Annotated in this window: 2 protein-coding genes; both read right to left on the reverse strand. The window is 64.7% G+C overall.

From position 1 onward, the window contains the following. Window positions 1-44 precede the first annotated feature (44 nt). Window positions 45-13,598: a non-ribosomal peptide synthase/polyketide synthase gene (locus tag J1G37_RS13775; protein ID WP_207042486.1), complete on the reverse strand. Its 13,554-nt coding sequence runs from the start codon at window positions 13,596-13,598 to the stop codon at window positions 45-47. A 3-nt stretch (window positions 13,599-13,601) separates the two neighbouring features. Further along, a complete protein-coding gene (locus J1G37_RS13780) occupies window positions 13,602-24,527 on the reverse strand; it encodes a non-ribosomal peptide synthase/polyketide synthase (RefSeq protein ID WP_207042488.1) in 10,926 nt (3,641 codons plus the stop codon). Between the last annotated feature and the right edge of the window lie 15 nt (window positions 24,528-24,542).

Below are 24,542 nucleotides of genomic sequence, written 5' to 3' on the forward strand. Positions count from 1 at the left end.
GGCGGCGGGTCAGGCGACAAAGGATGTCGCCTGACCCGTCATATTCAAGCCAGCGCCGCCACCAGGCTCTTGATGAATTCGGCATTATCGACAATCCGGTGATGAGTGGTGTCAATCACCACCGAACGCTCGATCCCCACCTGCCCGATCACCTCGCGCAAGCCACTTTCAATCAACGCCTGGTGCATCCCCGCTTCGCTGCGCGCCGCCCACCAGCAACTGACCGGTGCCTTGATCGGCCGGAAGTCGGTAGCCTGCAAACGCTCATCGAGGATCTGCTTGATCACCCACGAACGCTCGGTTTCTCCGCCGCTTTGCAGCTCGGCCTTGAGCGCCTGGAAGCTTGCGCCCAATGCCCGATCCGCCCACTCACACAGGTGCTGCCACTGCTGCTCTTCATCGCGATCTGCCTGCTGAGCCTGCTGCCACTGCGCCTGGATCTGCTCGGCATACGCCGGGAACATCACTTCCAGCATCTGCGCCCGGCGCTCAACCGCACTCGGCTCCGGCTGCGATTGTGCAGCGCCCTGCTCCCAGAACGCGGTAAACCGCGCCGGCGGTGGCGCGTCGATCCAGCCGACAAACTCCACCGTACGACCGGCCTGCTCCAGCAGGTAAGCCACTTCCATCGCCAGGTTGCCACCCAGCGACCACCCCGCCAACCGGAAAGCCCCCTGCGGCTGCGCGTCCAGCAGTTGCTGCGCATAGTCCGCGACCATCTGCGTCCAGCCCGGCACCGTGCCGTCCTCTTCCACCAAGGCCCGGCAGATGATGCCGAACACCGGCCGTTGCTCACGCAACGCCAAGGCAATCGGCTTGTAGCAATGCACCGAGCCGAAACTTGGGTGGAACAGGTACAGCGGCGTGCCTTGAGTCTGACTGTTGAGCGGCACGATCAATGAACTGGGCGCATCACCTTCGATGCAACGGGCTTGCCCGGCCACCGTGGGGTTGAGCATCAACTGGTTGACCGCCAGCGCGGCGCCGCAGAGACGGTTGATCCGCTCTTTGAGCAGCAACACCAACAACGAATGGCCACCCAACTCAAAGAAGTTATCGTGCACACCGACGCGCTCAACCTCCAACACCTCAGCCCAAATCCGCGCAATCTGTTGCTGCAACGCCGTTTGCGGCGCCGCGAATTCACGGCCTTGGCCAGCGGCATCCGGCTTGGGCAGCGCCTTGCGGTCCAGCTTGCCATTGGGACTCAACGGCATCTGCTCCAGCACCACCCATTGCGCGGGCACCATGTAATCCGGCAAGTGCTTGGCCAGGTGCGCGCTGACGTGCGTGCGCCACTCGGCGTCAGCCGCGTGCAGCACCACATAGCCCACCAGCTGTTTGTGATCGACCACCAGCACCGTGGCCTCGCGCACCAAAGGGTGCTCCAGCAAACGCGCTTCGATTTCACCCAGCTCAATACGCAGGCCGCGCAACTTGACCTGATGATCGAGGCGCCCAAGGTATTCGATCACCCCGTCGGCACGCTGGCGCACACGGTCGCCGGTGCGGTACAAACGCGCGCCGCTGTGGAACGGGCACGGCACAAAACGCTCGGCCGTCAACGCCGGACGCCGGTGATAACTGCGTGCCAGGCCTTCGCCACCCAGGTACAACTCGCCGGCCACACCGACCGGCACCGGCTGCAGCTGCGCATCCAGCACATGGGTGCGCAGGTTGGCGATGGGTTCGCCGATGGGCACGGTGTCGCTGCCTTCATCGACGCAGGTCCAATGGGTCACGTCGATCGCCGCTTCAGTCGGGCCGTACAGGTTGTACAGGCCGGCAGCGGGCAGTTTCGCGAAGACCTGCTGCTGGGCATCCACCGGCAACGCTTCGCCACTGCACACAATGCGTTGCAGGCTGTGGCAGGTGGACACGGCGGGGTCTTGCAGGAAGGCCTGCAACATCGACGGCACAAAGTGCAACGTAGTGACGTGCTCCGCGTTGATCAGGCTGACCAGTTTGGCCGGATCGCGATGATCACCCGGCGCGGCCACCACCAGGCGTGCGCCGGTCATCAACGGCCAGAAGAACTCCCACACCGACACGTCAAAGCTGAACGGGGTCTTTTGCAGCACCGTGTCCCGCCCATCCAAGCCATAGGCTTGCTGCATCCAGCACAGGCGGTTGGTCAATGCCGAATGACGGTTGCCCGCGCCCTTGGGTTGGCCGGTGGAGCCGGAGGTGTAGATCACATAGGCGAGGTTTTCCGGATCGATCACGATGCCCGGGTTATGTTCGCCATAACCGTCGAACCACGACTCCCCCAACACCAGGCTGTGCAGCCCCGCCGGAATCGGCAGTTGCTCCAGCAGATGCGCCTGGGTCAGCAACAGCTTCACGCCGCTGTCTTCGAGCATGTAGGCCAGGCGTTCACGCGGGTATTCCGGGTCCAGCGGCACATAGGCACCGCCCGCCTTGAGGATCGCCAGCAAGCCGACGACCATTTCGATGGACCGCTCCACGGCCACACCCACCAGCACATCCGGCCCCACGCCCGCTTCAATCAAGCGATGGGCCAGGCGGTTGGCGCGGCGGTTCAGTTCGGCGTAGCTCAGACGGGTTTCGCCAAACGCCAGCGCCGGCGCATCCGGGGTGCGGGCGACCTGCTCTTCCATCAGCTGGTGTACACCGCGTTGCAACGGATACGTCTGTGCAGTGGCGTTCCAATCGTGGACCAACACCTGTTGCTCGCTCTCGTCCAGCAACGGCAACTGGCCGATGTGCTGCTGTGCATCGCCGGCCATGCCTTCCAGCAGGTTCAGCCAGTGGCGCGCCATACGCGCCGGGGTGGCCGCGTCGAACAGGTCAGTGGCGTAGATCAGCGAGGCAAACAACGCGTCACTGGATTCCTGGGTGCTGAGGCTCAGGTCGAACTGCGCGGTGCGGGTCTCCCACTCCAAGCCGCCGACGTGCAGGCCCGGCAGTTGTTGCAGTTGGTCAGCGCTGTCGGTCTGGTAGTTGAACATCACCTGGAACAACGGGTTGAAGCTCAGGTTGCGCTCGGGGTGCAACGCCTCGACCAACTGTTCGAACGGCAAATCCTGGTGCGCCTGGGCTTCCAGCGCCCGTTGCTTGACCTGTTGCAGCAGTTGGCTGACGGTCAGTTGCCCGTCGATGTCGGCCTTGAGCACCTGGGTGTTGACGAAGAAGCCGATCAGGCGCTCGGTTTCCTCACGGTTACGGTTGGCAACCGGCACGCCGACGCGGATGTCCTGCTGGCCGCTGTAGCGGTGCAGCAAGGTCTGGAACGACGCCAGCAGCAGCATGAACAGCGTGACTTCTTCACGCTGCGCCACTTGCCGCAGCTTCGCCAGCAAGGCCGGCGGCACGCTGATGTCGAGGCTCGCGCCACGATGGCTTTGCAGGGTCGGGCGCGCATGGTCCAACGGCAATTCCAGCACCGGTTGCTCACCGCCCAGGCGCTCGCGCCAGTAGTCGAGCTGGCGGTGTTTTTCCCCAGCCTCCATCCAGCCGCGCTGCCAGCTCGCGTAGTCGGCGTATTGCAGCGCCATGTCCGGCAGTTGCAGGGCCTGGCCCTGGCTGTAGGCGGCATACAGTTGCACCAGCTCATCGACCATCACCTGCATCGACGCGCCATCGGAGACGATATGGTGCTGCACCAGCACCAACACATGCTCATCCTCGGCCAGACGCAGCAGGCTCACGCGCATCAGCGGGCCGTGTTGCAGGTCGAACGGTTCGGCGATCTGTGCCTCCACCAGCGCCAGCAAGCCCGCCTCATCGGCATCAAGTCGCAGGATCTGGACGTCGGCATGCGCGGCGATCACCTGCACCGCGCGCTCGCCGTCCTGTTGCACATGGGTGCGCAGGCTTTCATGACGGGCCACCAGGGTGTCGAAACTGCGCTGCAATGCAGCCGTGTCGAGGCGCCCTTTCAGGCGCAGGGTGCCAGGGATATGGTAAGCGGCGCTGTGCGGGTCAAGCTGCCAGAGGAACCACTGGCGCTCCTGGGCATAGGACAGCGGCAACGGCTGCCCGCGCCCCACTACCAGCATCGGCGGCGCCAGCGGCTGCGCGTTCACCGCGTCGGCCAGCACGCTGGCGACAAACCCGTGCAGGCGCGGCTGTTCAAACAGGCTGCGCAGAGGCACCTCGCGACCGAGCAGGTTGCGCAGGCGCGAGATCACTTGCATGGCCAGCAACGAGTGGCCGCCCATCTCGAAGAAGTGGTCGCTCAGGCCGACGCGTTCGGTGCCGAGGATATCGGCCCAGATCGCGGCGACTTGTTGTTCCAGCTCCGTAACCGGCGCGACCCACGCTTGTTGCGCATGGCTGGCGTCCGGTTTTGGCAGCGCCTGGCGGTCCAGCTTGCCATTCGGGTTGAGCGGCATGCGGTCGAGGAAGATCAGGTGCGCGGGCACCATGTAGTCCGGCAGTTGCTCGCGCAGCACGGCTTTCAGGGCTTCGGCGTCAGTTTCAGCGGCCACAAGATAAGCGACCAATTGATTGTCAGCCGCCAACACCAGGGTTTCGCGCACGCCTTCCTGGGCCAGCAACAGCGCCTCGATTTCCCCCAGCTCGATGCGGAAGCCACGGATTTTCACCTGATGGTCCACGCGGCCAACGTATTCGATCACGCCATCGGCGCGGTAGCGCGCGAGGTCGCCGGTGCGATACAGACGGTCGCCGCCGAAGGGGTCGGGGACGAAGCGTTCAGCAGTCAGCAACGGACGGTTCAGGTAAGCGCGAGCGAGGCCGCACTGACTACCTATGTACAGCTCGCCAACGGCACCCAACGGCGCCAGATTCAAATCGCGGTCCAGCACGTACAGCGCACGCCCCGGCAACGAACGGCCAATCGGGCTGGCGGTGGCGCCGATGGTTTCTGCGCCGCTGGTGCAATCCAATACGCTCGACACCACCGTAGCTTCGGTCGGGCCGTAGGTATTCAACAAACGCACATGGCCAAGACCCGCCTTGAGCCACTGCGCCGGGCCATCCAGCGGCATCGCTTCGCCACCGATATGGATCTGACGCAAGGCCCCGTAAGAACGCGGCCCGGCTGCCAGGCAATCGAGCAGGAACAGGTTCCAGTAAGCCGTCGGCAAGTCCGCCAGGGTAATGCCTTGGCGGATAATCTCCGCGTACAACCGACCGCTGTCCCACAGTTCTGCACCACGCAAAACCACCGTGGCGCCATGGGTCAGCGCCGGGTAAAGCTGCTCGACGAAGCCATCAAAGTTCAGCGTGGCAAATTGCAGGACACGATCATCCTCACTCAACCGCGAATAACCCGCCGCGACGCTGGAAAACTCCGTCAACGCCGCGTGGTTGATCGCCACGCCTTTCGGTTTGCCAGTGGAGCCCGAGGTGTAGATCACATAGGCCAGGTTCTGCGGTGCAACTGCTACCTGTGGATTGCCTTCAGCAAACAGCGCCACCCGATCAATCGCCACGCTACGCAGCCCAGCGGGCAACGGCATCGGCACGTGGGACTGGGTCAGCACCAGGCTGACGCCGCTGTCTTCGAGCATGTGCAACAGGCGTTCGCGCGGGTATTGCGGGTCCAGCGGCACGTAGGCACCGCCTGCCTTGAGGATCGCCAACAGGCTGACGACCATGGCAAACGAACGCTCCACCGCGACACCAACCAAGACCTCAGGACCGACGCCTTGGGCGATCAGGTAATGCGCCAACTGGTTAGCCTGCCGATTCAGCTCGGCATAGGTCAGCGTCTGCTCATCGAGACACAGCGCAATCGCGTCGGGACGTCGTTGTGCCTGCTGCTCAAACAGCCCGTGCACACCCAGCGGGCTTTGGAACGCGGCGCCGCCGTTGTTCCAAAGCACTTGCTCGACACCGGCCAACAGCGGCAACTCGGCGACCCGCTGTTGCGCATCAGCAGCCACGGCGTGCAACAGGTGCTGCCAATGCTGCGCCATGCGCGCGATGGTCGCGTCGGTGAACAGGTCGGTAGCGTAGGTCAGCGTCGCAAACAAGCCATCGGCCGAGGCCTGAGTGTCCAGGCTCAAGTCGAAATGCGCCGGATGGTTGTTGGATTCCAGCCCCTCCAGGCGCAGGCCCGGCAGTTGTTCGCCACGCTGCACACGCAACTCGGACTGGTGGTTGAACATCACCTGGAACAGCGGGTTGTGGCTCAGGCTGCGTTCCGGTTGCAGCGCTTCCACCAGTTGTTCAAACGGCAAGTCCTGGTGCGCCTGGGCTTCCAGCGCGCGGCGCTTGGTTTGTTGCAGCACCTGGGCAAAGCTCATTTGCCCGTCGACGTCGGCCTTGAGCACCTGGGTGTTGACGAAGAAGCCGATCAGACGCTCGGTTTCCACGCGGTTGCGGTTGGCAATCGGCACGCCGACGCGGATGTCCGACTGGCCGCTGTAGCGGTGCAGCAAGGTCTGGAACGACGCCAGCAGCAGCATGAACAGCGTCACGCCTTCGCGCTGCGCCAAGGCCTTGAGACCGGCGACCACATTCGCCTGCAGCGCCACGTCCAGGCGCGCACCGCGATAGCTCTGCACGGCCGGGCGCGGATGGTCCAGGGGCAGCTCCAACACCGGTTGCTCGGCGCCCAACAGCTCGCGCCAGTAGTTCAGCTGGCGCTGCTTCTCACCGGCGTCCATCCAGGCGCGCTGCCACAGGGCGTAGTCGGCGTATTGCAGGGGCATGGCCGGCAACTGCAGGTCACGGCCCTGGCTGAAGGCGGCATACAACTGCACCAGCTCATCAACCATCACCTGCATCGACCAACCGTCCGAGACGATATGGTGCTGCACCAGCACCAGCACATGTTCCTGCGCGCTCAATTGCAACAGCGTGACCCGCAGCAACGGGCCCTGGCGCAGATCAAACGGCCGCGCGATTTCGGCTTCCACCAGCGCTTGTACCTGCGCGTCGCTCGGGTTGTCGAGGATCACGCTGTCGATGTGCAGCGTGGCCACCGGCAACACCTGTTGCAGAGTGCGCTCGCCAGCGCTGATAAACACGGTGCGCAGGGTTTCGTGGCGCGCCAGCAGGCTGTCGAAGCTGCGTTGCAACGCCTCGCGGTCCAGTTCACCGCTCAGGCGCAAGGCGTTGGGCACGTGATAGGCGGCGCTTTGCGGCTCCAGTTGCCAGAGGAACCACTGGCGTTCCTGGGCGTAGGACAGGCTCAACGGCTGATCGCGCCCCACCGCCAGCATCGGCGGCGCCAGCGGCGTTTCATCGGTTTGCAGGGCCTGCAGGGCCAGGACGAAACCTTCCAGTTGCGGCTGTTCAAACAGCGTGCGCAGGGCAACTTCCCGCGCCAGCAATTGACGCACCCGCGAGATCACTTGCATGGCCAGCAGGGAATGCCCGCCCAGCTCAAAGAAGTGATCGGTCAGGCCAATGCGTTCGGCGCCGAGCACATCGGCCCAGATCGCGGCGACTTGCTGCTGCAACGCGGTGACGGGTTCAACCCACACGCCTTGGGACTGCGCGGCATCAGGTTGCGGCAGGCCCTTGCGGTCGAGTTTGCCGTTGGGGGTCAGCGGCATTTTGGCGAGGAACATGAAGTGCGCCGGGACCATGTAGTCCGGCAGATGGGTTTTCAGGGCACGACGCAGGGTTTCGCGGAACTCGGTTTCGTTGACCAGCGGCGCATCGGCGGGCACGACGTACGCCACCAGTTGCTTGCCGGTCGGGCTGTCTTGCGCGACGACGACGGTTTCGCCGACGCTGTCTTGTTCGCGCAGGCGCGCCTCGATTTCCCCCAGTTCGATGCGAAAGCCTCGGATTTTCACTTGGTGATCGACACGACCGAGGTAATCCACCACGCCGTCGGGACGGCCACGGGTCAGGTCGCCGCTGCGGTACACGCGACTGCCGGGTTTGCCGAAAGGATCGGGCACGAAGCGTTCGGCGGTGAGTGCCGGACGTTCCAGATAACCCCGCGCAACGCCCTCGCCGCCCAGGTACAACTCGCCGGCCACGCCGATGGGTTGCAGGTTGAGTTGGGAGTCCAGCACGTAGCCGCTGCGATTGCCCAGCAAGGTGCCAATCGGTGCGTAGACGGCGCCGCAAGGATCGTCTTTGCGGGCTTTCCACAGCAACGGTGTGACCACGGTTTCCGTCGGGCCGTAGCCGTTGAACAGGTAGGTGGGACGTAAAGCACGCCAGGCCAGATCGTAACTGGCCTGCGCCACCGCATCCCCGCCGAAGCAGTAAACCCGCACGGCCGGTGGATTGCCGTCGCGCTCGGCGTGTTCGGCCAGTTGTTGCAGGTACACCGGCGGGAACACCGCCATGGTCACGTTATGCCGATGCATCTGCGCGTAGGTGTACTCCGGCAGCCACAGGCTGTCATCGCGAATCAGCACGCTGGCGCCGTTGATCAGCGGGTGCATCCAGCCTTCGTGGGAACCGTCGAAGGCGAAGGACATGAAATGCAGTTCGCAGTCGCTTGGGCTGGTTTCGTAGCGTTCACCCGTGGCAATGATGTGCGCCACCAATGGACCATGGGAAACCGCCACACCTTTGGGCATGCCGGTGGAACCCGAGGTGTAGATCACGTAGGCCAGGTTATCGCCGTCCAACGCCACTTCCGGCGCCGTCTCGGCGTAGTCCTCGGTGTGGTCAATCGACAGCACCTCAAGTCCCTGAGGAATCGGCAGTTGCTGCAACGCACTGCTATGGGTCAGCAGCAATCGTGCGCGGCTGTCTTCCATCATGTACAGCAGGCGATCACGCGGGTATTCGATGTCCAGCGGCACATACACGCCACCAGACTTCATTACGCCGAGGAACGCCACCAGGCTCTCGGCGCAGCGCGGCATGGCAATCGCCACGCGCACTTCCGGCCCGACGCCACGGGCAATCAATGCGTGGGCCAGGCGGTTGGCCTGACGGTCCAGCTCGCCGTAGCTGAGGGTCTGCGAGTCGAACTTGACCGCCACGGCCTGGGAGTTTTCACGGGCGCGGTCAGCAAACAGTTCATGCACCAGACGGGCACTTGAGAAGCCGGACTCGCTGCGATCCCACAGTTGCAGGATGTGTTGCTGCTCGTCGCTATCGAGCAGGTTCAACTGCGCCACGTTCTGCTGCTGATCGGCAACCATCGCCTGCAACAGGTTCTGCCAATGCCGCGCCATGCGCGCGATGGTCGGCGCGTCGAACAGATCGGTGCTGTAGCCCAGCGACGCCCACAGGCCGTCGCGACTGTCGTGGGTGTCCAGGTCGAGGTCGAAGTGCGCGGTGCGCCGCTCCCAGGCCAGGTTTTCAATGTTCAGCTGCGCCAGCGCCAACGGCTCACGCGGCCCGTCGGTCTGGTAGTTGAACATCACCTGGAACAGCGGGTTGAGGCTCAAGCTGCGCTCCGGTTGCAGCGCTTCCACCAGTTGTTCGAACGGCAGGTCCTGATGGGCCTGGGCGTCCAGCGCCCGTTGCTTGACCTGTTGCAGCAGCTGGGCGACGGTGGTTTGCCCGTCGATATCGGCCTTGAGCACCTGGGTGTTGACGAAGAAGCCCATCAGGCGCTCGGTCTCGACCCGGTTGCGGTTGGCGATAGGCACGCCGACGCGAATGTCCTGCTGGCCGCTGTAGCGGTGCAGCAAGGTCTGGAACGAGGCCAGCAACAGCATGAACATCGTCACGCCTTCGCGCTGGGCCAAAGCTTTGAGACTGGCCGCCAGCGCCGCCGGCAACGGCACGTCGAGGCGCGCGCCGCGATGGCTTTGCTGGGCCGGGCGCTGGTGATCGAACGGCAATTCCAGCACCGGTTGCTCGCCGCCCAGCAGGTCGCGCCAGTAGCTCAACTGGCGTTGCTTTTCGCCGGCCTCCATCCACTCGCGTTGCCACAGCGCGTAGTCGGCGTATTGGATCGGCATCGCCGGCAACTGCGCCACCTCGCCCCTGCTGTAGGCGCCGTAGAGCTGCACCAGCTCATCCACCATCACGGCCATCGAGCCGCCATCGGAGATGATGTGGTGCTGCACTAGCACCAGCACATGCTCATCGGCCGCCAGGCGCAGCAAGGTCACACGCAGCAGCGGGCCCTGTTGCAGGTTGAACGGCCGCGCGATTTCGGCAGCGACCCGCGCCTGCAAGTCAGCCTCGTCGATATCGGCCAGCTCGATGGGCAGCGTGACCTGCGCACCTATCACCTGCACCGCGCCCTCGCCTTCTTGCTGCACATAGGTGCGCAGGCTTTCGTGGCGCGCAATCAGGGTGTTGAAGCTGTACTGCAAGGCCTCGCTGTCCAACTGGCCGCTGAGGTGCAAGGCGCTGGGGATGTGGTAGGCGGCGCTGGCGGGGTCCAGTTGCCAGAGGAACCACTGGCGCTCCTGGGCGTAAGACAGCAGCAGCGGTTGCAGGCGATTGCGCGCCACCAGCGGTGGTGCCTGTTCGACGCTTTCCAACGCCTGCACTGCCGCCACAAAACCGGCCAACCGGGGTTGTTCGAACACCAGCTTCAACGGTACTTCCTGCGCCAGGGCGTGGCGCAGGCGTGAGACTACTTGCATGGCCAGCAAGGAATGGCCGCCCATCTCGAAGAAGTGGTCACTCAGGCCGACGCGCTCGGCGCCAAGGATATCGGCCCAGATTGCGGCGACTTGTTGCTCCAGTTCGGTGACCGGCGCGACCCAATCCTGTTGCGCTTGGCTGGCGTCCGGTTTCGGCAGCGCCTGGCGGTCCAGCTTGCCGTTCGGGTTGAGCGGCATGCGGTCGAGGAAGATCAGGTGTGCGGGCACCATGTAGTCCGGCAGTTGTTCGCGCAGCACGGCTTTCAACGCTTCGGCGTCAGTTTCGGCGGCCACAAGATAGGCGACCAGTTGGTTATCGGCCGCCAACACCAAGGTTTCGCGCACGCCGTCCTGGGCCAGCAACAGTGCCTCGATTTCCCCCAGCTCGATGCGGAAACCACGGATTTTTACTTGATGGTCCACGCGGCCGACGTATTCGATCACGCCATCGGCTCGGTAGCGGGCCAGGTCACCGGTGCGATACAGGCGGTCGCCGCCGAAGGGATCGGGGACGAAACGTTCAGCGGTCAGCAACGGACGATTCAGGTAAGCACGAGCAAGGCCACATTGGCTGCCGATGTACAGCTCGCCGACAGCGCCCAACGGCGCCAGATTCAAATCGCGGTCCAACACGTACAGCGCACGCCCCGGCAACGAACGGCCAATCGGGCTGGCGGTGGCGCCGATGGTTTCTGCGCCGCTGGTGCAATCGAGCACGCTCGACACCACGGTGGCTTCGGTCGGGCCGTAGGTGTTCAACAAGCGCACGTGCCCCAGTCCTGCCTTGAGCCACTGTGCCGGGCCATCCAGCGGCATCGCTTCGCCGCCGATATGAATCTGGCGCAACGCCCCGTACGAACGCGGCCCCGCTGCCAGGCAATCGAGCAGGAACAGGTTCCAATAGGCAGTCGGCAAGTCGGCCAGGGTGATGCCCTGGCGGATGATTTCCGCGTACAAACGGCCGCTGTCCCACAGTTCGGCACCGCGCAATACCACGGTGGCGCCATGGGTCAGTGCCGGGTACAGCTGTTCGACGAAGCCGTCAAAGTTCAGGGTGGCGAATTGCAGGACACGATCATCTTCCGTCAACCGCGAATAACTCGCCGCGATGCTGGAGAACTCGGTCAGTGCCGCGTGGTTGATCGCCACGCCTTTCGGTTTGCCGGTGGAGCCCGAGGTGTAGATCACATAGGCCAGGTTCTGCGGGGCAACCGACACCTGCGGATTGCCCTCGGCACAACGCTGCAAGGCGTCTGCGGCGTTGTCGATATCCAGCCGCGCCACGTCGGCGGGCAACGGCAATTGCTGGGTGGACTGGCACAACACCAGGCGCACATGGCTGTCTTCGAGCATGTGCAGCAGGCGTTCGCGCGGGTATTGCGGGTCCAGCGGCACATAGGCGCCACCGGCCTTGAGGATCGCCAACAGGCTGACCACCATGGCAAACGAGCGCTCCACCGCGACTCCCACCATCACTTCCGGGCCTACGCCCTGGCCGATCAGGTAATGGGCCAACTGGTTGGCCTGGCGATTCAGCTCGGCGTAGGTCAGCGTCTGTTCATCGAGGCACAGGGCAATGGCGTCTGGGCGCCGTTGGGCTTGCACTTCAAACAGGCCGTGCACACCGAGCGGGCTTTCGAAGGCCGCGCCGCCACTGTTCCAGGCGTTCAGCACGTCGCGCTGCTCGGCATCGGCCAACAGCGTCAGTTGCGCCAGATGGCTGCCAGCGCTGGCGACCATCCCGTGCAGCACGGTTTGCCAATGCGCTGCCATGCGCGCCACGGTGGCGGCTTCAAACAGGTCGGTGGCAAAGGTCCAGGACGCCCACAGGCCGCTGTCGGTTTCTTCGGTATCCAGGCTCAAGTCGAACTGCGCGCTCTCGCTGGCCCACTCCAGTGACGTCACGCCCAGCCCCGGCAGTTGCTGCGCGCCGGCGTTTTTGCGGGTTTGCGCCTGGTGGTTGAACATCACCTGGAACAGCGGGTTGTGGCTCAGGCTGCGTTCCGGTTGCAGCGCTTCCACCAGTTGCTCGAACGGCAGGTCCTGGTGACTCTGGGCCTGCAACGTGCGCTCCTTGACCTGGGCCAGCAACTGGCGAAAGGTCATCTGGCCGTCAAGGTCGGCCTTGAGCACCTGGGTGTTGACGAAAAAGCCGATCAGGCGCTCGGTCTCGGCGCGGTTGCGGTTGGCGGTGGGCACGCCGACACGGATGTCCGACTGCCCGCTGTAGCGGTACAGCAGGGTCTGGAACGACGCCAGCAACAGCATGAACAGGGTCACGCCTTCGCGCTGCGCAAGGGCCTTGAGGCCGGCGACCAGCGCCGGTTCCAGCGCCATATCCTGACGCGCGCCGCGATAGCTCTGCACGGCTGGGCGCGAATGATCCAGAGGCAATTCCAGCACCGGCTGGCTGCCGCCGAGTTGCGCGCGCCAGTAACCGAGTTGGCGCTCCTTCTCCCCCGCTTCCATCCAGCGCCGCTGCCACAGGGCGTAGTCGGCGTATTGGATCGGCAGTGCGCCGAGCTGGCAGTCCTGGCCCTGGCTGTAGGCGGCGTAGAGCTGCATCAATTCCTGCACCATCACGCCCATGGACCAGCCGTCGGAGACGATATGGTGCTGCACCAGCACCAATACCTGCTCGTCTTCGCCCAGGTTGAGCAGGTTCACGCGTAGCAGCGGACCCTGCTGCAAATCGAAGGGCTCGGCAATGAGTGCCTGCACCCGCGCTTGCAGCTCGGCTTCGCTGACCGCGCTTTCAACGATCTCGACGACGGCGTGGGCCAGCACCACCTGGGAGCGGTTGTCGCCGTCCAGATGCAGGCGCGTGCGCAGGCTTTCATGGCGTTCCAGCAGGCTGTCGAAGCTGCGCTGCAAGGCGCTTTTATCCAGGCGCCCGCTCAGGCGCAGCACGCCGGGGATATGGTAGGCGGCGCTGTGCGGGTCCAGTTGCCAGAGGAACCACTGGCGCTCCTGGGCATAGGACAGCGGCAGCGCTTCACCGGCCTCGCGGGCCGGGGCAATCGGCAGTTGCCCGAAGCTCATGCCACGGGTTTGCAAACGTTGGTAGAACTGCTGGCGTTGTTCCAGAGGCAGGCGAAGAAAGCGCGACACCAGGTCGATATTAGGGTTGGAAAGCATGGTTCAAATCGCCTCTAGTTCGCTCAAAAAGTCACGAAGATCATCAAAGTCTTCCGCGCTGCCGGCACGGAATGTGGCTGCCGCCTGCACGTAGGCGCGCAGCGTTTCGGTCTGGAACACTTCCACCAGCGGCACTTCCAGGCCGAGTTCGGCCTGCACCCGCGAGGTGATCTGGATCGCCAGCAGCGAATGGCCGCCGACTTCGAAGAAGTTGTCGTTCAGGCCCACTTGCTCAAGGCGCAGCACGTCGGCCCAGATTGCGGCGATCTGCTGTTCCAGCGCGGTTTCGGGGGCCACGTAGTGTTGCTGCAACTGGCTGGCGTCCGGCTCGGGCAAGCCCTTGCGGTCGAGCTTGCCGTTGGGGGTCAGCGGCATCTGCGCGAGGAACATGAAGTGCGCGGGCACCATGTAGTCCGGCAGGCGGGTTTTCAGGGCGCGGCGCAGGGTGTCGCGGAAGGCGGCGGTGTCGGCCAGGTTGGCGTCGGCCGGGACCACGTAGGCCACCAGTTGCTTGCCGGTCGGGCCGTCCTGGGCCACCACCACGGTTTCGCCGACGCTGTCTTGTTCGCGCAGGCGTGCTTCGATTTCCCCCAGCTCGATGCGGAAGCCACGGATTTTTACTTGGTGATCGACGCGACCGAGGTAATCCACCACGCCGTCCGGGCGGCCACGGGTCAGGTCGCCACTGCGGTACACGCGGCTGCCGGGTTCGCCGAACGGGTCGGGCACGAAGCGTTCGGCGGTGAGCGCCGGACGTTCCAGGTAACCTCGCGCAACGCCCTCGCCGCCCAGGTACAACTCACCGGCGACACCGATGGGTTGCAGGTTGAGTTGGGCATCCAATACGTAGCCGCTGCGATTGCCCAGCAGTGTGCCAATCGGTGCATACACTGCGCCGCAGGGATCGCCTTTGCGGGCTTTCCACAACAGCGGCGTGACCACGGTTTCCGTCGGGCCGTAGCCGTTGAACAGGTACGTCGGTTTGAGCGCACGCCAGGCCAGGTCGTAACTGGCCTGCGCCACTGCATCGCCGCCGAAGCAGTAGACCCGCACGGCCGGTGGATTGCCGTCGCGCTCGGCATGCTCGGCCAGCTGTTGCAGATAAACCGGTGGGAACACCGCCATGGTCACGTTGTGCCGATGCATCTGCGCGTAGGTGTATTCCGGCAACCACAAGCTATCGTCACGAATCAGCACGCTGGCGCCATTGATCAGCGGGTGCATCCAGCCTTCGTGGGAACCGTCGAAGGCGAAGGACATGAAGTGCAGTTCGCAATCGGCTGGGCCGGTTTCATAACGCTCACCCGTGGCGATGATGTGCGCCACCAACGGCCCGTGGGAAACCGCCACACCTTTGGGCATGCCGGTGGAACCCGAGGTGTAGATCACGTAGGCCAGGTTATCGCCGTCCAACGCCACTTCCGGCGCCGTCTCGGCGTAGTCCTCGGTGTGGTCAATCGACAGCACCTCAAGTCCCTGAGGAATCGGCAGCTGCTGCAACGCGCTGCTATGGGTCAGCAGCAATTTCGCGCGGCTGTCTTGCATCATGTACAGCAGGCGATCACGCGGGTATTCGATATCCAGCGGCACATACACGCCGCCGGATTTCATCACGCCGAGGAACGCCACCAGGCTCTCGGCGCAACGCGGCATGGCAATCGCCACGCGCACTTCCGGGCCGACGCCACGGTCGATCAGCGCGTGGGCCAGACGGTTGGCCTGACGGTCCAGCTCGCCGTAGCTGAGGGTCTGCGAGTCGAACTTGACCGCCACGGCCTGGGGGTTTTCATGGGCGCGATCAGCAAACAGTTCATGCACCAAACGGGCACTTGAGAAGCCGGACTCGCTACGATCCCACAGTTGCAGGATGTGCTGCTGCTCGTCGCTATCGAGCAGGTTCAACTGCGCCACGCTTTGCTGCTGATCGGCAACCATCGCCTGCAACAGGTTCTGCCAATGCCGCGCCATGCGTTCGATGGTCGTGACATCAAACAGGTCGGTGGCGTAGCTCAGCGAGGCGCGCAGTTGCGCCGCCGACTCTTCGATGTCCAGCGTCAGGTCGAACTGAGCGACCGCTTCATCCCAAGCGACCGGGCTGATATCCAACTCGCCCAGGCGCTGCAAATGCCCGCCCGCGAGGCTGATATGGTGGTTGAACGCCACCTGGAACAGCGGGCTCAGGCTGAGGCTGCGCTCCGGTTGCAGGGCTTCCACCAGTTGCTCGAACGGCAGGTCCTGATGGGCCTGGGCTTCAAGGGCGCGCTGTTTGACCTGGGCCAGCAGTTCACGCACGGTGGTGTGCCCGTCGATGTCAGCCTTGAGCACCTGGGTGTTGACGAAGAAGCCGATCAGGCGCTCGGTCTCGACCCGGTTGCGGTTGGCGATGGGCACGCCGACGCGAATGTCCTGCTGGCCGCTGTAGCGGTGCAACAGCACCTGGTAGGACGCCAGCAACAACATGAACAGCGTCACGCCTTCGCGCTGGGCCAGGGCTTTGAGGCCGTCCAGCAAGGGCGCTGGCAGCGGTACATTGAGGCGCGCGCCACGATGGGTTGGCACCGCCGGGCGTTGGTGATCGAACGGCAGTTCCAGCACCGGCTGTTCGCCGCCGAGCAGTTCGCGCCAGTAATCGAGCTGACGGGCCTTCTCCCCCGCCTCCATCCACTGGCGTTGCCACACGGCGTAGTCGGCGTACTGGATCGCCAGCGCCGGCAGTTGCAGGGTTTGCCCCTGGCTGTAGGCGGCGTAGAGCTGCACCAGTTCATCCACCATCACCTGCATCGACCAGCCATCGGAGATGATGTGGTGCTGCACCAGCACGAGCACATGTTCGTCCGCCGCCAGACGCAGCAGGCTGACGCGCATCAGCGGGCCGTGGCGCAGGTCGAACGGCGCGGTGATGCGCGCTTCGACCAACGATTTCAAGCGTGCCTCATCGGCCTCCACCACCGTGAGTTCGATCGCCACGTGCGGGCGGATCACTTGTACGGTGCGGTCGGCGTCCTGCTGCAAATGGGTACGCAGGCTGTCGTGACGCGCGGCCAGGGTGTCGAAGGCGCGCTGCAAGGCGGCGTGATCCAGCGGGCCCTTGAGGCGCAAGGCGCTGGGCACGTGATAGGCGGCGCTGTGGGGGTCCAGTTGCCAGAGGAACCACTGGCGTTCCTGGGCGTAGGACAGGGCCAGCGGCTGGTCGCGTTCGATGGGTTGGATCTGGCTGATCTGAACCTGTGTTTCACCCAGTGCGCGGACAAAATCGCCGAGCACAGGTTGATCGAACAGGGCTTTCAAGCCCACCTCGAGGCCGAGATCGTGGCGGATGCGCGACACGGCCTGGGTCGCCAGCAGGGAATGCCCGCCCAATTCGAAGAACTGATCGTTGAGGCCGACCTGCGCCACGCCGAGCACCTCGGCCCAGATCGCGGCGACCTGTTGTTCGCGCTCGGTGTGAGGCGCGAGGTATTCACGCGCCTGCACGTCGACTTTCGGCAGGGCCTTGCGGTCGAGCTTGCCATTGGGGCTTAGCGGCATACGCTCAAGCGCCAGCCATTGCGCCGGGACCATATAGTCCGGCAGATGCTCGGCCAGATGCGCGCCCAGTACTTCACGCCAGTCATCAGCGGCGTCATGCAGCACCACGTACGCCACCAGGTATTGGCCACCGACCGCCAGCACAGCGCTCTCACGCACCGCGTCGTGTTCCAGCAGGCGCGCTTCGATTTCCCCCAGTTCGATGCGTTGGCCACGCAGTTTGACTTGATGGTCGATGCGCCCGGCGTATTCGATCACGCCGTCGTCACGGTAACGCGCCAGGTCACCCGTGCGGTACAGGCGCTCACCGGCAACAAACGGATGGGCGATAAAACGCTCGGCCGTCAGCGCCGGGCGACGGTGATACCCGCGCGCCAGGCCGACGCCACCGAGGTACAGCTCGCCCAGCACGCCAACGGGCGAGGGTTCGAAGTTGCTGTCGAGGATGTAGCAACCGAGGTTGGCGATCGGCCGGCCAATCGGCACCGCATCGCGGCCCTCATCTACGCAGGTCCAGTGGGTCACGTCGATGGCGGCTTCAGTCGGACCGTAGAGGTTGTAGAGCCCGGCCTGGGGCAGCTTGGCAAAGACCTGCTGCTGGGCGTCCACCGGCAGGGCTTCACCGCTGCACACAATGCGGTGCAAGGTGTGGCAGGTGGCAACGGTCGGCTCTTGCAGGAACGCCTGCAACATCGACGGCACAAAGTGCAACGTAGTGATTTGTTCGGCGTTGATCAGGCCGACCAGCTTCCCCGGATCGCGGTGATCGCCAGGCGCTGCAACCACCAGGCGTGCGCCGGTCAGCAGCGGCCAGAAGAACTCCCACACCGATACGTCGAAGCTGAACGGGGTCTTTTGCAGCACGCTGTCGCTGACGTCCAGCGCGTAGGCTTCCTGCATCCAGTGCAGGCGGTTGGCCAGGGCGGCATGGCGGTTGCCGGCGCCTTTGGGCTGGCCGGTGGAGCCTGAGGTGTAGATCACGTAGGCGAGGTTTTCGCCGTGCAATTCAATGCCCGGATTGATGTCGCTGTAGCCTTCGAAGGTTGATTCACCCAGCGCCAGGGTTTCGAGGGTCGGTGGAATCGGCAGCTGTGCCTGTAGATGCGCCTGGGTCAGCAGCAGTTTGACCCCGCTGTCCTCCAGCATGTAGGCCAGGCGTTCGCGTGGGTATTCCGGGTCCAGCGGCACGTAGGCGCCACCGGCCTTGAGCACGGCGAGCAGGCCCACGACCATTTCAATCGAACGCTCCACTGCCAGGCCGACCAGCACGTCCGGGCCCACGCCGGCTTCGATCAAGCGGTGGGCCAGGCGGTTGGCACGGCGGTTCAGCTGGGCGTAGGTCAAGCGTTGCTGTGCGAAGACCAGCGCCGGCGCATCCGGTGTGCGGGCAGCTTGCTCTTCGATCAGTTGGTGCACGCACGCTTGCAATGGGTAGTCGCGGGCGGTGGCGTTCCAGGCGTAGAGCACCTGTTGGCGTACGGCGTCAGTCAACGCGGGCACATCCCCCAGGCGCTGAGGTGCTGGCTGGCTCAGGCCGTGCAGCAGGTGCTGGAAGGACTCGGCCAGTTGGCAGATCTCATCTTCGCTAAACAACTGCACGTCAAAGCTGAACTCAAACGCCAGCGTCGCCCCCGCGCCGAGCAACACGGTGAGCGGATAGTGCGTCTGCTCCAGGTTCTGCACATTGCTGAACGCAAGCCCCGCCGGCGCACCATGGGCCAACGCCTCGGAGACCGGATAGTTTTCCACCACCAGCAGCGTGTCGAACAACGCCACACCGCCCGCCCCCGCCCAACGCTGGATGTCGAACAGCGGTGTGTGCTCGTGTTCGCGCAGGCTGAGGTTGAGGGCCTGCACCTGTTGCAACCACTCGCCCACCCACAGTTGCGGGCTCGGCGTGGCAATCACCGGCAAGGTGTTGATGAACAGGCCGACCTGTTGCTCCACCCCCGGCAAACCGGCCGGACGCCCGGAAACGGTAGCGCCGAAGGCCACCGTGGCCTGGCCGGTGTGGCGTTGCAGCAACAGCAGCCAGGCCGCTTGCACCAGGGTGTTGAGGGTGACTTTGTGCGACTGCGCGAAGGCTTTGAGCTGGGTGCTGTGCGCCGGGCTCAGGTGCAGATGCTGGCTACCCTTGGGTGCTGCGGGCGCCGTCGAGACGCCGCGCGCCAGTTGCGTCGGGGTGTGCAGCGTTGCCAACTGGCCTTTCCAGAACGCTTCGCCAAGGGACGCGTCCTGCGTCTGCAACCAGCCGATGTAGTCGCGGTAATGTCCATGGATCGCCGGCAACGGCTGGCCGGCATAGTGCTGCAAGACTTCGCCGAACAACTGCGCGCGGCTCCAGCCGTCCAGCAGGATGTGGTGGTTGGTGTAGATCAGATGGAACCGGTCTTGGCCGGTGCGCACCAGTTTCAGGCTGAGCAGCGGCGCCTGTTCCAGCACAAAACCCTGGGCGCGGGTGGATTCGCTCAGTTCGTCCAGCGCTGCTTGCTGGTCGGGGCGCGCCTGCCAGTCGTATTCGGCGAACGGCAAGGCAACATCACGATGGACCGCTTGCAACGCTTGCGCTTGCGCGTCCTGCCAGAGGAACCCGGTACGCAACATGTCGTGCCGGGCCAGCACCTGTTCCCAGGCCCGCTGGAAGCGCGGCACGTCGAGGCCGTGGATGTCGGCGCACAGCTGGCTGACGTAGATGTCGTCCTGGCCTTGCTGGTACAGGCTGTGGAACAGCATGCCCTGCTGCATCGGCGACAGCGGGTACAGGTCCTGCACACCACGGGGGGTCAATGCCAACTCATCCAGTTGCGCCTGGGTCAGGCGGGCCAGGGGCACGTCGGCCGGGGTCAGGCCGCCGTGTTGCGGGTTGAGGCAGTGGGCAATCAGTGCCAGCAGTTCCTGCTGGTAGTCGTCTGCCAGGCGTTGAATGGTCGAAGCCTGGAACATCTCGCGGCTGAAGCCCCAGCTCAGGCTCAGTTCACCGCCGTACACCTGCCCTTCCAGCGTCAGCCAGTTGGCCAGCGGCGCCTCGCCGTCCTGGGCCTGGCCGCTGCCTTGTGTGGCGGGGACAAACAGCGCGGACGCGTCGAACTGCCGATCGAACTGCCCCAGGTAGTTGAAGGTGATGCGCGGCGGAACCAGGCCCGCCAGGGCTTCGCGGGATTCAGGCGTGCCCAGGTAGCGCAGCAGGCCGTAGCCCAGGCCCTTGTCAGGCACGGCGCGCAGTTGCTCCTTGACCGCCTTGATCGCGCTCGACAATTCGCCGTCGGCCTGCAAACGCACGGGGAACAGGCTGGTGAACCAGCCGACGGTGCGGCTCAGGTCGACGCCTTCGAACAGGTCTTCGCGACCATGGCCTTCCAGCTGGATCAGCGCCGCGTGCTGGCCGCTCCAACGGCTGAGCACCCGCGCCAGGGCGGTCAGCAGCAGGTCGTTGACCTGGGTGCGATAGGCCGCCGGGGCGTCTTGCAGCAGTTGACGGGTGTGCTCGGCGTCGAGGCGGATGTCGATTTTGCTGCCCAGACGGTTTTGCAGGCCGCCCTGGGGGTTGTCACACGGCAGGTCGGCGTCGACCGACTGCGCTTGCCAGTACGGCAGTTGCGCGTCGAGCGTTTGCGCGTGGGCCTGCAACTGCTGCGCCCAGGTTTGATAGGCGCTGGTTTTGGCCGGCAAGGCAGCTTGGTTGTAAGCCTGTTGCAGGTCTTCCAGCAGGATGCGCCACGACACGCCATCGACCACCAGGTGATGGACCACCAGCAGCAGGCGCTGGGCGCCATCGGCCAGCGTGATCAAGGCGGCACGCAGCAGCGGGCCGTGTTCCAGGTCGAGGCTGCGCTGGGCTTCATCGCACAGGGCGGCCAGGTCGGCATCGTTGCTGACGTGGGATTGCCACAACGCCGCGTCGGTGACGGGTGAGGCATGGCTTTGCTGCCAGCCATCGACCTGCTGGGCGAAGCGCAGGCGCAGGGCGTCGTGATGGTTGATCACGTGGGTCAACGCTGCGGCAAGACGCGCAGGCTCCAGGGCCTGGCGCGGGGTCAACAGCAGTGACTGGTTCCAGTGCTGACGCGCCGGGATCGCCTGGGCGAAGAAGGCGTGCTGCACCGGGGTCAGGATCACGTCACCGCTGACAGGGCCTTGATCGACAAGCGTGGCCTGCTCGAAGCTCGCCACCAGCGCCAGGCTGCGCACGCTCTGGTACTGGAACAGGTCGCGCGGGCTGAGGCGAATCCCCGCCTGCCGGGCACGGCTTACCACCTGGATGGAGATGATCGAGTCGCCGCCCAGTTCGAAGAAGTTGTCGTCCAGGCCGACCTGCGTGAGACCCAGCACATCGCTCCAGATCGCCGCCAAAGCGGATTGCAAAGGGTTTTCCGGGGCGCTGTAGGCTTGTTGCGGGGCGGCCTCCGGCAAGGGCAATGCCTTGCGGTCGAGCTTGCCATTGGCGGTCACCGGCAGCTTGGTCAGGGCGATGAAGTGCGTCGGCACCATGTATTCCGGCAGGCTGCTGAGCAGCCAGACCTTGAGGTCGGCGGGTTCTTCCTGTTCGTGGACGAGGTACGCGACCAGTTGTTTGCCGCCGTGCACCAGCACCACGGCTTCACGCACCGCGGGGTGTTGCATCAGGCGCGTCTCGATTTCACCCAGTTCGATACGCAGGCCGCGCAGCTTGACCTGATGGTCGAGGCGGCCGAGGTATTCGATGACGCCGTCGGCGCGCTGGCGCACGCGGTCGCCGGTGCGGTACAGGCGCTCGCCCTCGACGAACGGGCTCGGCACAAAGCGCTCGGCGGTCAACGCCGGGCGCCGGTGATAACTGCGGGCCAGGCCCGTGCCGCCCAGGTACAGCTCGCCGGATACACCGGCCGGTACCGGGTTGAGCTGGGCGTCGAGCACATAGGTGGCGAGGTTGGCGATGGGCCGGCCGATGGGCACGCTGTCGGCGCCTTCATCGATGCAGGTCCAGTGGGTCACGTCGATGGCGGCTTCGGTGGGGCCGTAGAGGTTGAACAAGCCGGCCTGGGGCAACTTGGCGAAGACCTGGGTTTGCGCATCCAGCGGCAAGGCTTCGCCGCTGCACACGATGCGTTTGAGGCTGGCGCAGGCTTGAACGCCCGGCTCATGGATAAACGCCTGCAGCATCGACGGCACAAAGTGCAAGGTGGTGATGCCGTGGCGGCCGATGGTCTCGATCAGCCGCGCCGGCTCGCGGTGTTCGCCAGGGGCGGCGACCACCAGGCGCGCGCCGGTCATCAGCGGCCAGAAGAACTCCCACACTGACACGTCAAAGCTGAACGGGGTTTTCTGCAGGACCGCATCGCTGCCGTCCAGCGTGTAGGCCTGTTGCATCCAGCACAGGCGGTTGACCAGCGCGCGATGGCTGTTGCCGGCGCCCTTGGGTTTACCGGTGGAGCCGGAGGTGTAGATCACGTAGGCGAGGTTCAGCGCGTGGATCTGCACGGCGGGCGATTGCGCGCTGTAGTCGTCAAGCCACTGCGCGGGTTGGTCCAGGGCGATCACCTGGATGCCTGCCGTCGGCAGTTGCGCCAGCAGGCTGTGCTGGCTGAGCAGCAGCGTGATGCCGCTGTCTTCGATCATGTAGGCCAGGCGTTCCTCGGGATACTCCGGGTCCAGCGGCACGTAGGCGCCGCCGGCCTTGAGAATGGCGAGCAGGCCCACCACCATGTCGATGGAGCGCTCGATGCAGATGCCTACCAGCACGTCCGGGCCGACGCCCCGCTCGCGCAGCAGGTGTGCCAGCTGATTGGCGCGGGCGTCGAGTTGGGCGTAGGTCAGCGTGGTGCTGGCAAACGTCAGCGCCGGGGCATTCGGGGTGCGCTGCACCTGGTCTTCGATCAGGTGATGAATGCCGCGCTCGGTCGGATAGGCCTCGGCGGTGTGGTTCCAGGCGACGACCTGCGCGTGGCGGTCCTCGGCGCTGAGCATCGGCAACTCGCCAATGCGTTGCTCGCCATCGGCGACCATGGCCTGCAACAGGCTGATCCAGTGTGCGGCCATGCGCGCGATGGAGGGCGCGTCGAACAGGTCGTTGGCGTAGGTCAGCGCCGCATGCAGGGTGCCGGACTTTTCGTAGGTGTCGAGGATCAGGTCGAACTGGGTGGTGCGGCCTTGCCACTCCACCAAGGCCAGCTCCAGGCCGGAGGCGGTGCGGATACTGGCGATGTCCGCGACCACTGGCTGATGGTTGTACATGACCTGGAACAACGGCGTATGGCTGAGGCTGCGCTCGACTTTCAGCGCTTCCACCAGGCGTTCGAACGGCAACTCCTGATGATCCTGGGCACCCAGCGCGTGCTCCTTGATGACTTGCAGCAACTCGCCCACGCGAGTTTGCCCGCTGAGTTCAGTGCGCAGCACCTGGGTGTTGACGAAAAAGCCGATCAGGCCTTCGACTTCACTGCGGTTGCGGTTGGCGATGGGCACACCGACACGGATATCGCCCTGGCCGGTGTAGCGATGCAGCAGCACGTTGAAGGCGCCGAGCAGCAACATGAACAGGGTGACGTTGTGCTGCTGGGCACAGCTGCGCAGTTGCACGGCCAGCGCCGGGTCGATCGCGAAGTTGTGCCGCGTGCCCTGGTAGCTGGGCATGGCCGGGCGCGAGCGGTCGGTGGGCAATTCCAGCACCGGGTGTTCGTCGCCCAGGCGCGCCTGCCAATAGTCGAGTTGGCGCGCCTGCTCGCCCGCTTCCAGCCAGCGGCGCTGCCACAGGGCGTAGTCGCTGTACTGGATCGGCAACGGCGGCAGTTGCGGCGCTTCGTTGCGCTCATGGGCGTCGTAGAGGCGGATGAATTCGTCGATCAGCACGTTCATCGACCAGCCATCGGAGACGATATGGTGCAGGGTCAGCAACAGCACGTGTTCTTGCGTGTCGAGCTTGAGCAGTTGCACGCGCAGCAGCGGGCCGTGTTCCAGATCGAATGGCAGCAGCGATTGTGCGGTCGCGGCGGCATTGACGGCGGGCTCGCGCTCGGCGGCGGGCAAGGTGCTGAAATCCAGGTGTTCGATGACCAGCGAGGTCGGTGTGGCGACTTGCAGCAGGCGCTCGTCGGCCTGGCGCTGGAACACGGTGCGCAGGGTTTCGTGCCGCGCCACCAGGCTGGCGAAGGCCTGCTCCATGGCCTCCAGGTTCAGCGCGCCCTTGAGCCGCACCGCGCCCGGCAAGTTATAGGCGCCGCTGGCCGGGTCCAATTGCCACAGAAACCACATGCGCTGCTGCGCGTAGGACAGCGCCTGGCGATCCTCCGCCTCCACCCCTGCCGGAATCGGAAACCTTGAAAAATCCACGCCTTCTTTCTGCAAGGCTTGCAGGAACAGTTGGCGTTTTTCCAGGGGCAACCCGATAAACCGGCGAGCAAGTTTCAAGGAGTCTTCAGCATTCATTTCTTGGAGTCCGGG

It is taken from the genome of Pseudomonas sp. Marseille-Q1929 (genome assembly GCF_017316265.1).
Lineage (GTDB): Bacteria > Pseudomonadota > Gammaproteobacteria > Pseudomonadales > Pseudomonadaceae > Aquipseudomonas.

Bases quoted from the DNA above. Each gene is read 5' to 3' on its own strand.
- J1G37_RS13775 (WP_207042486.1), bottom strand. From the start codon at position 13,598: ATGCTTTCCAACCCTAATATCGACCTGGTGTCGCGCTTTCTTCGCCTG.
- J1G37_RS13780 (WP_207042488.1), bottom strand. From the start codon at position 24,527: ATGAATGCTGAAGACTCCTTGAAACTTGCTCGCCGGTTTATCGGGTTG.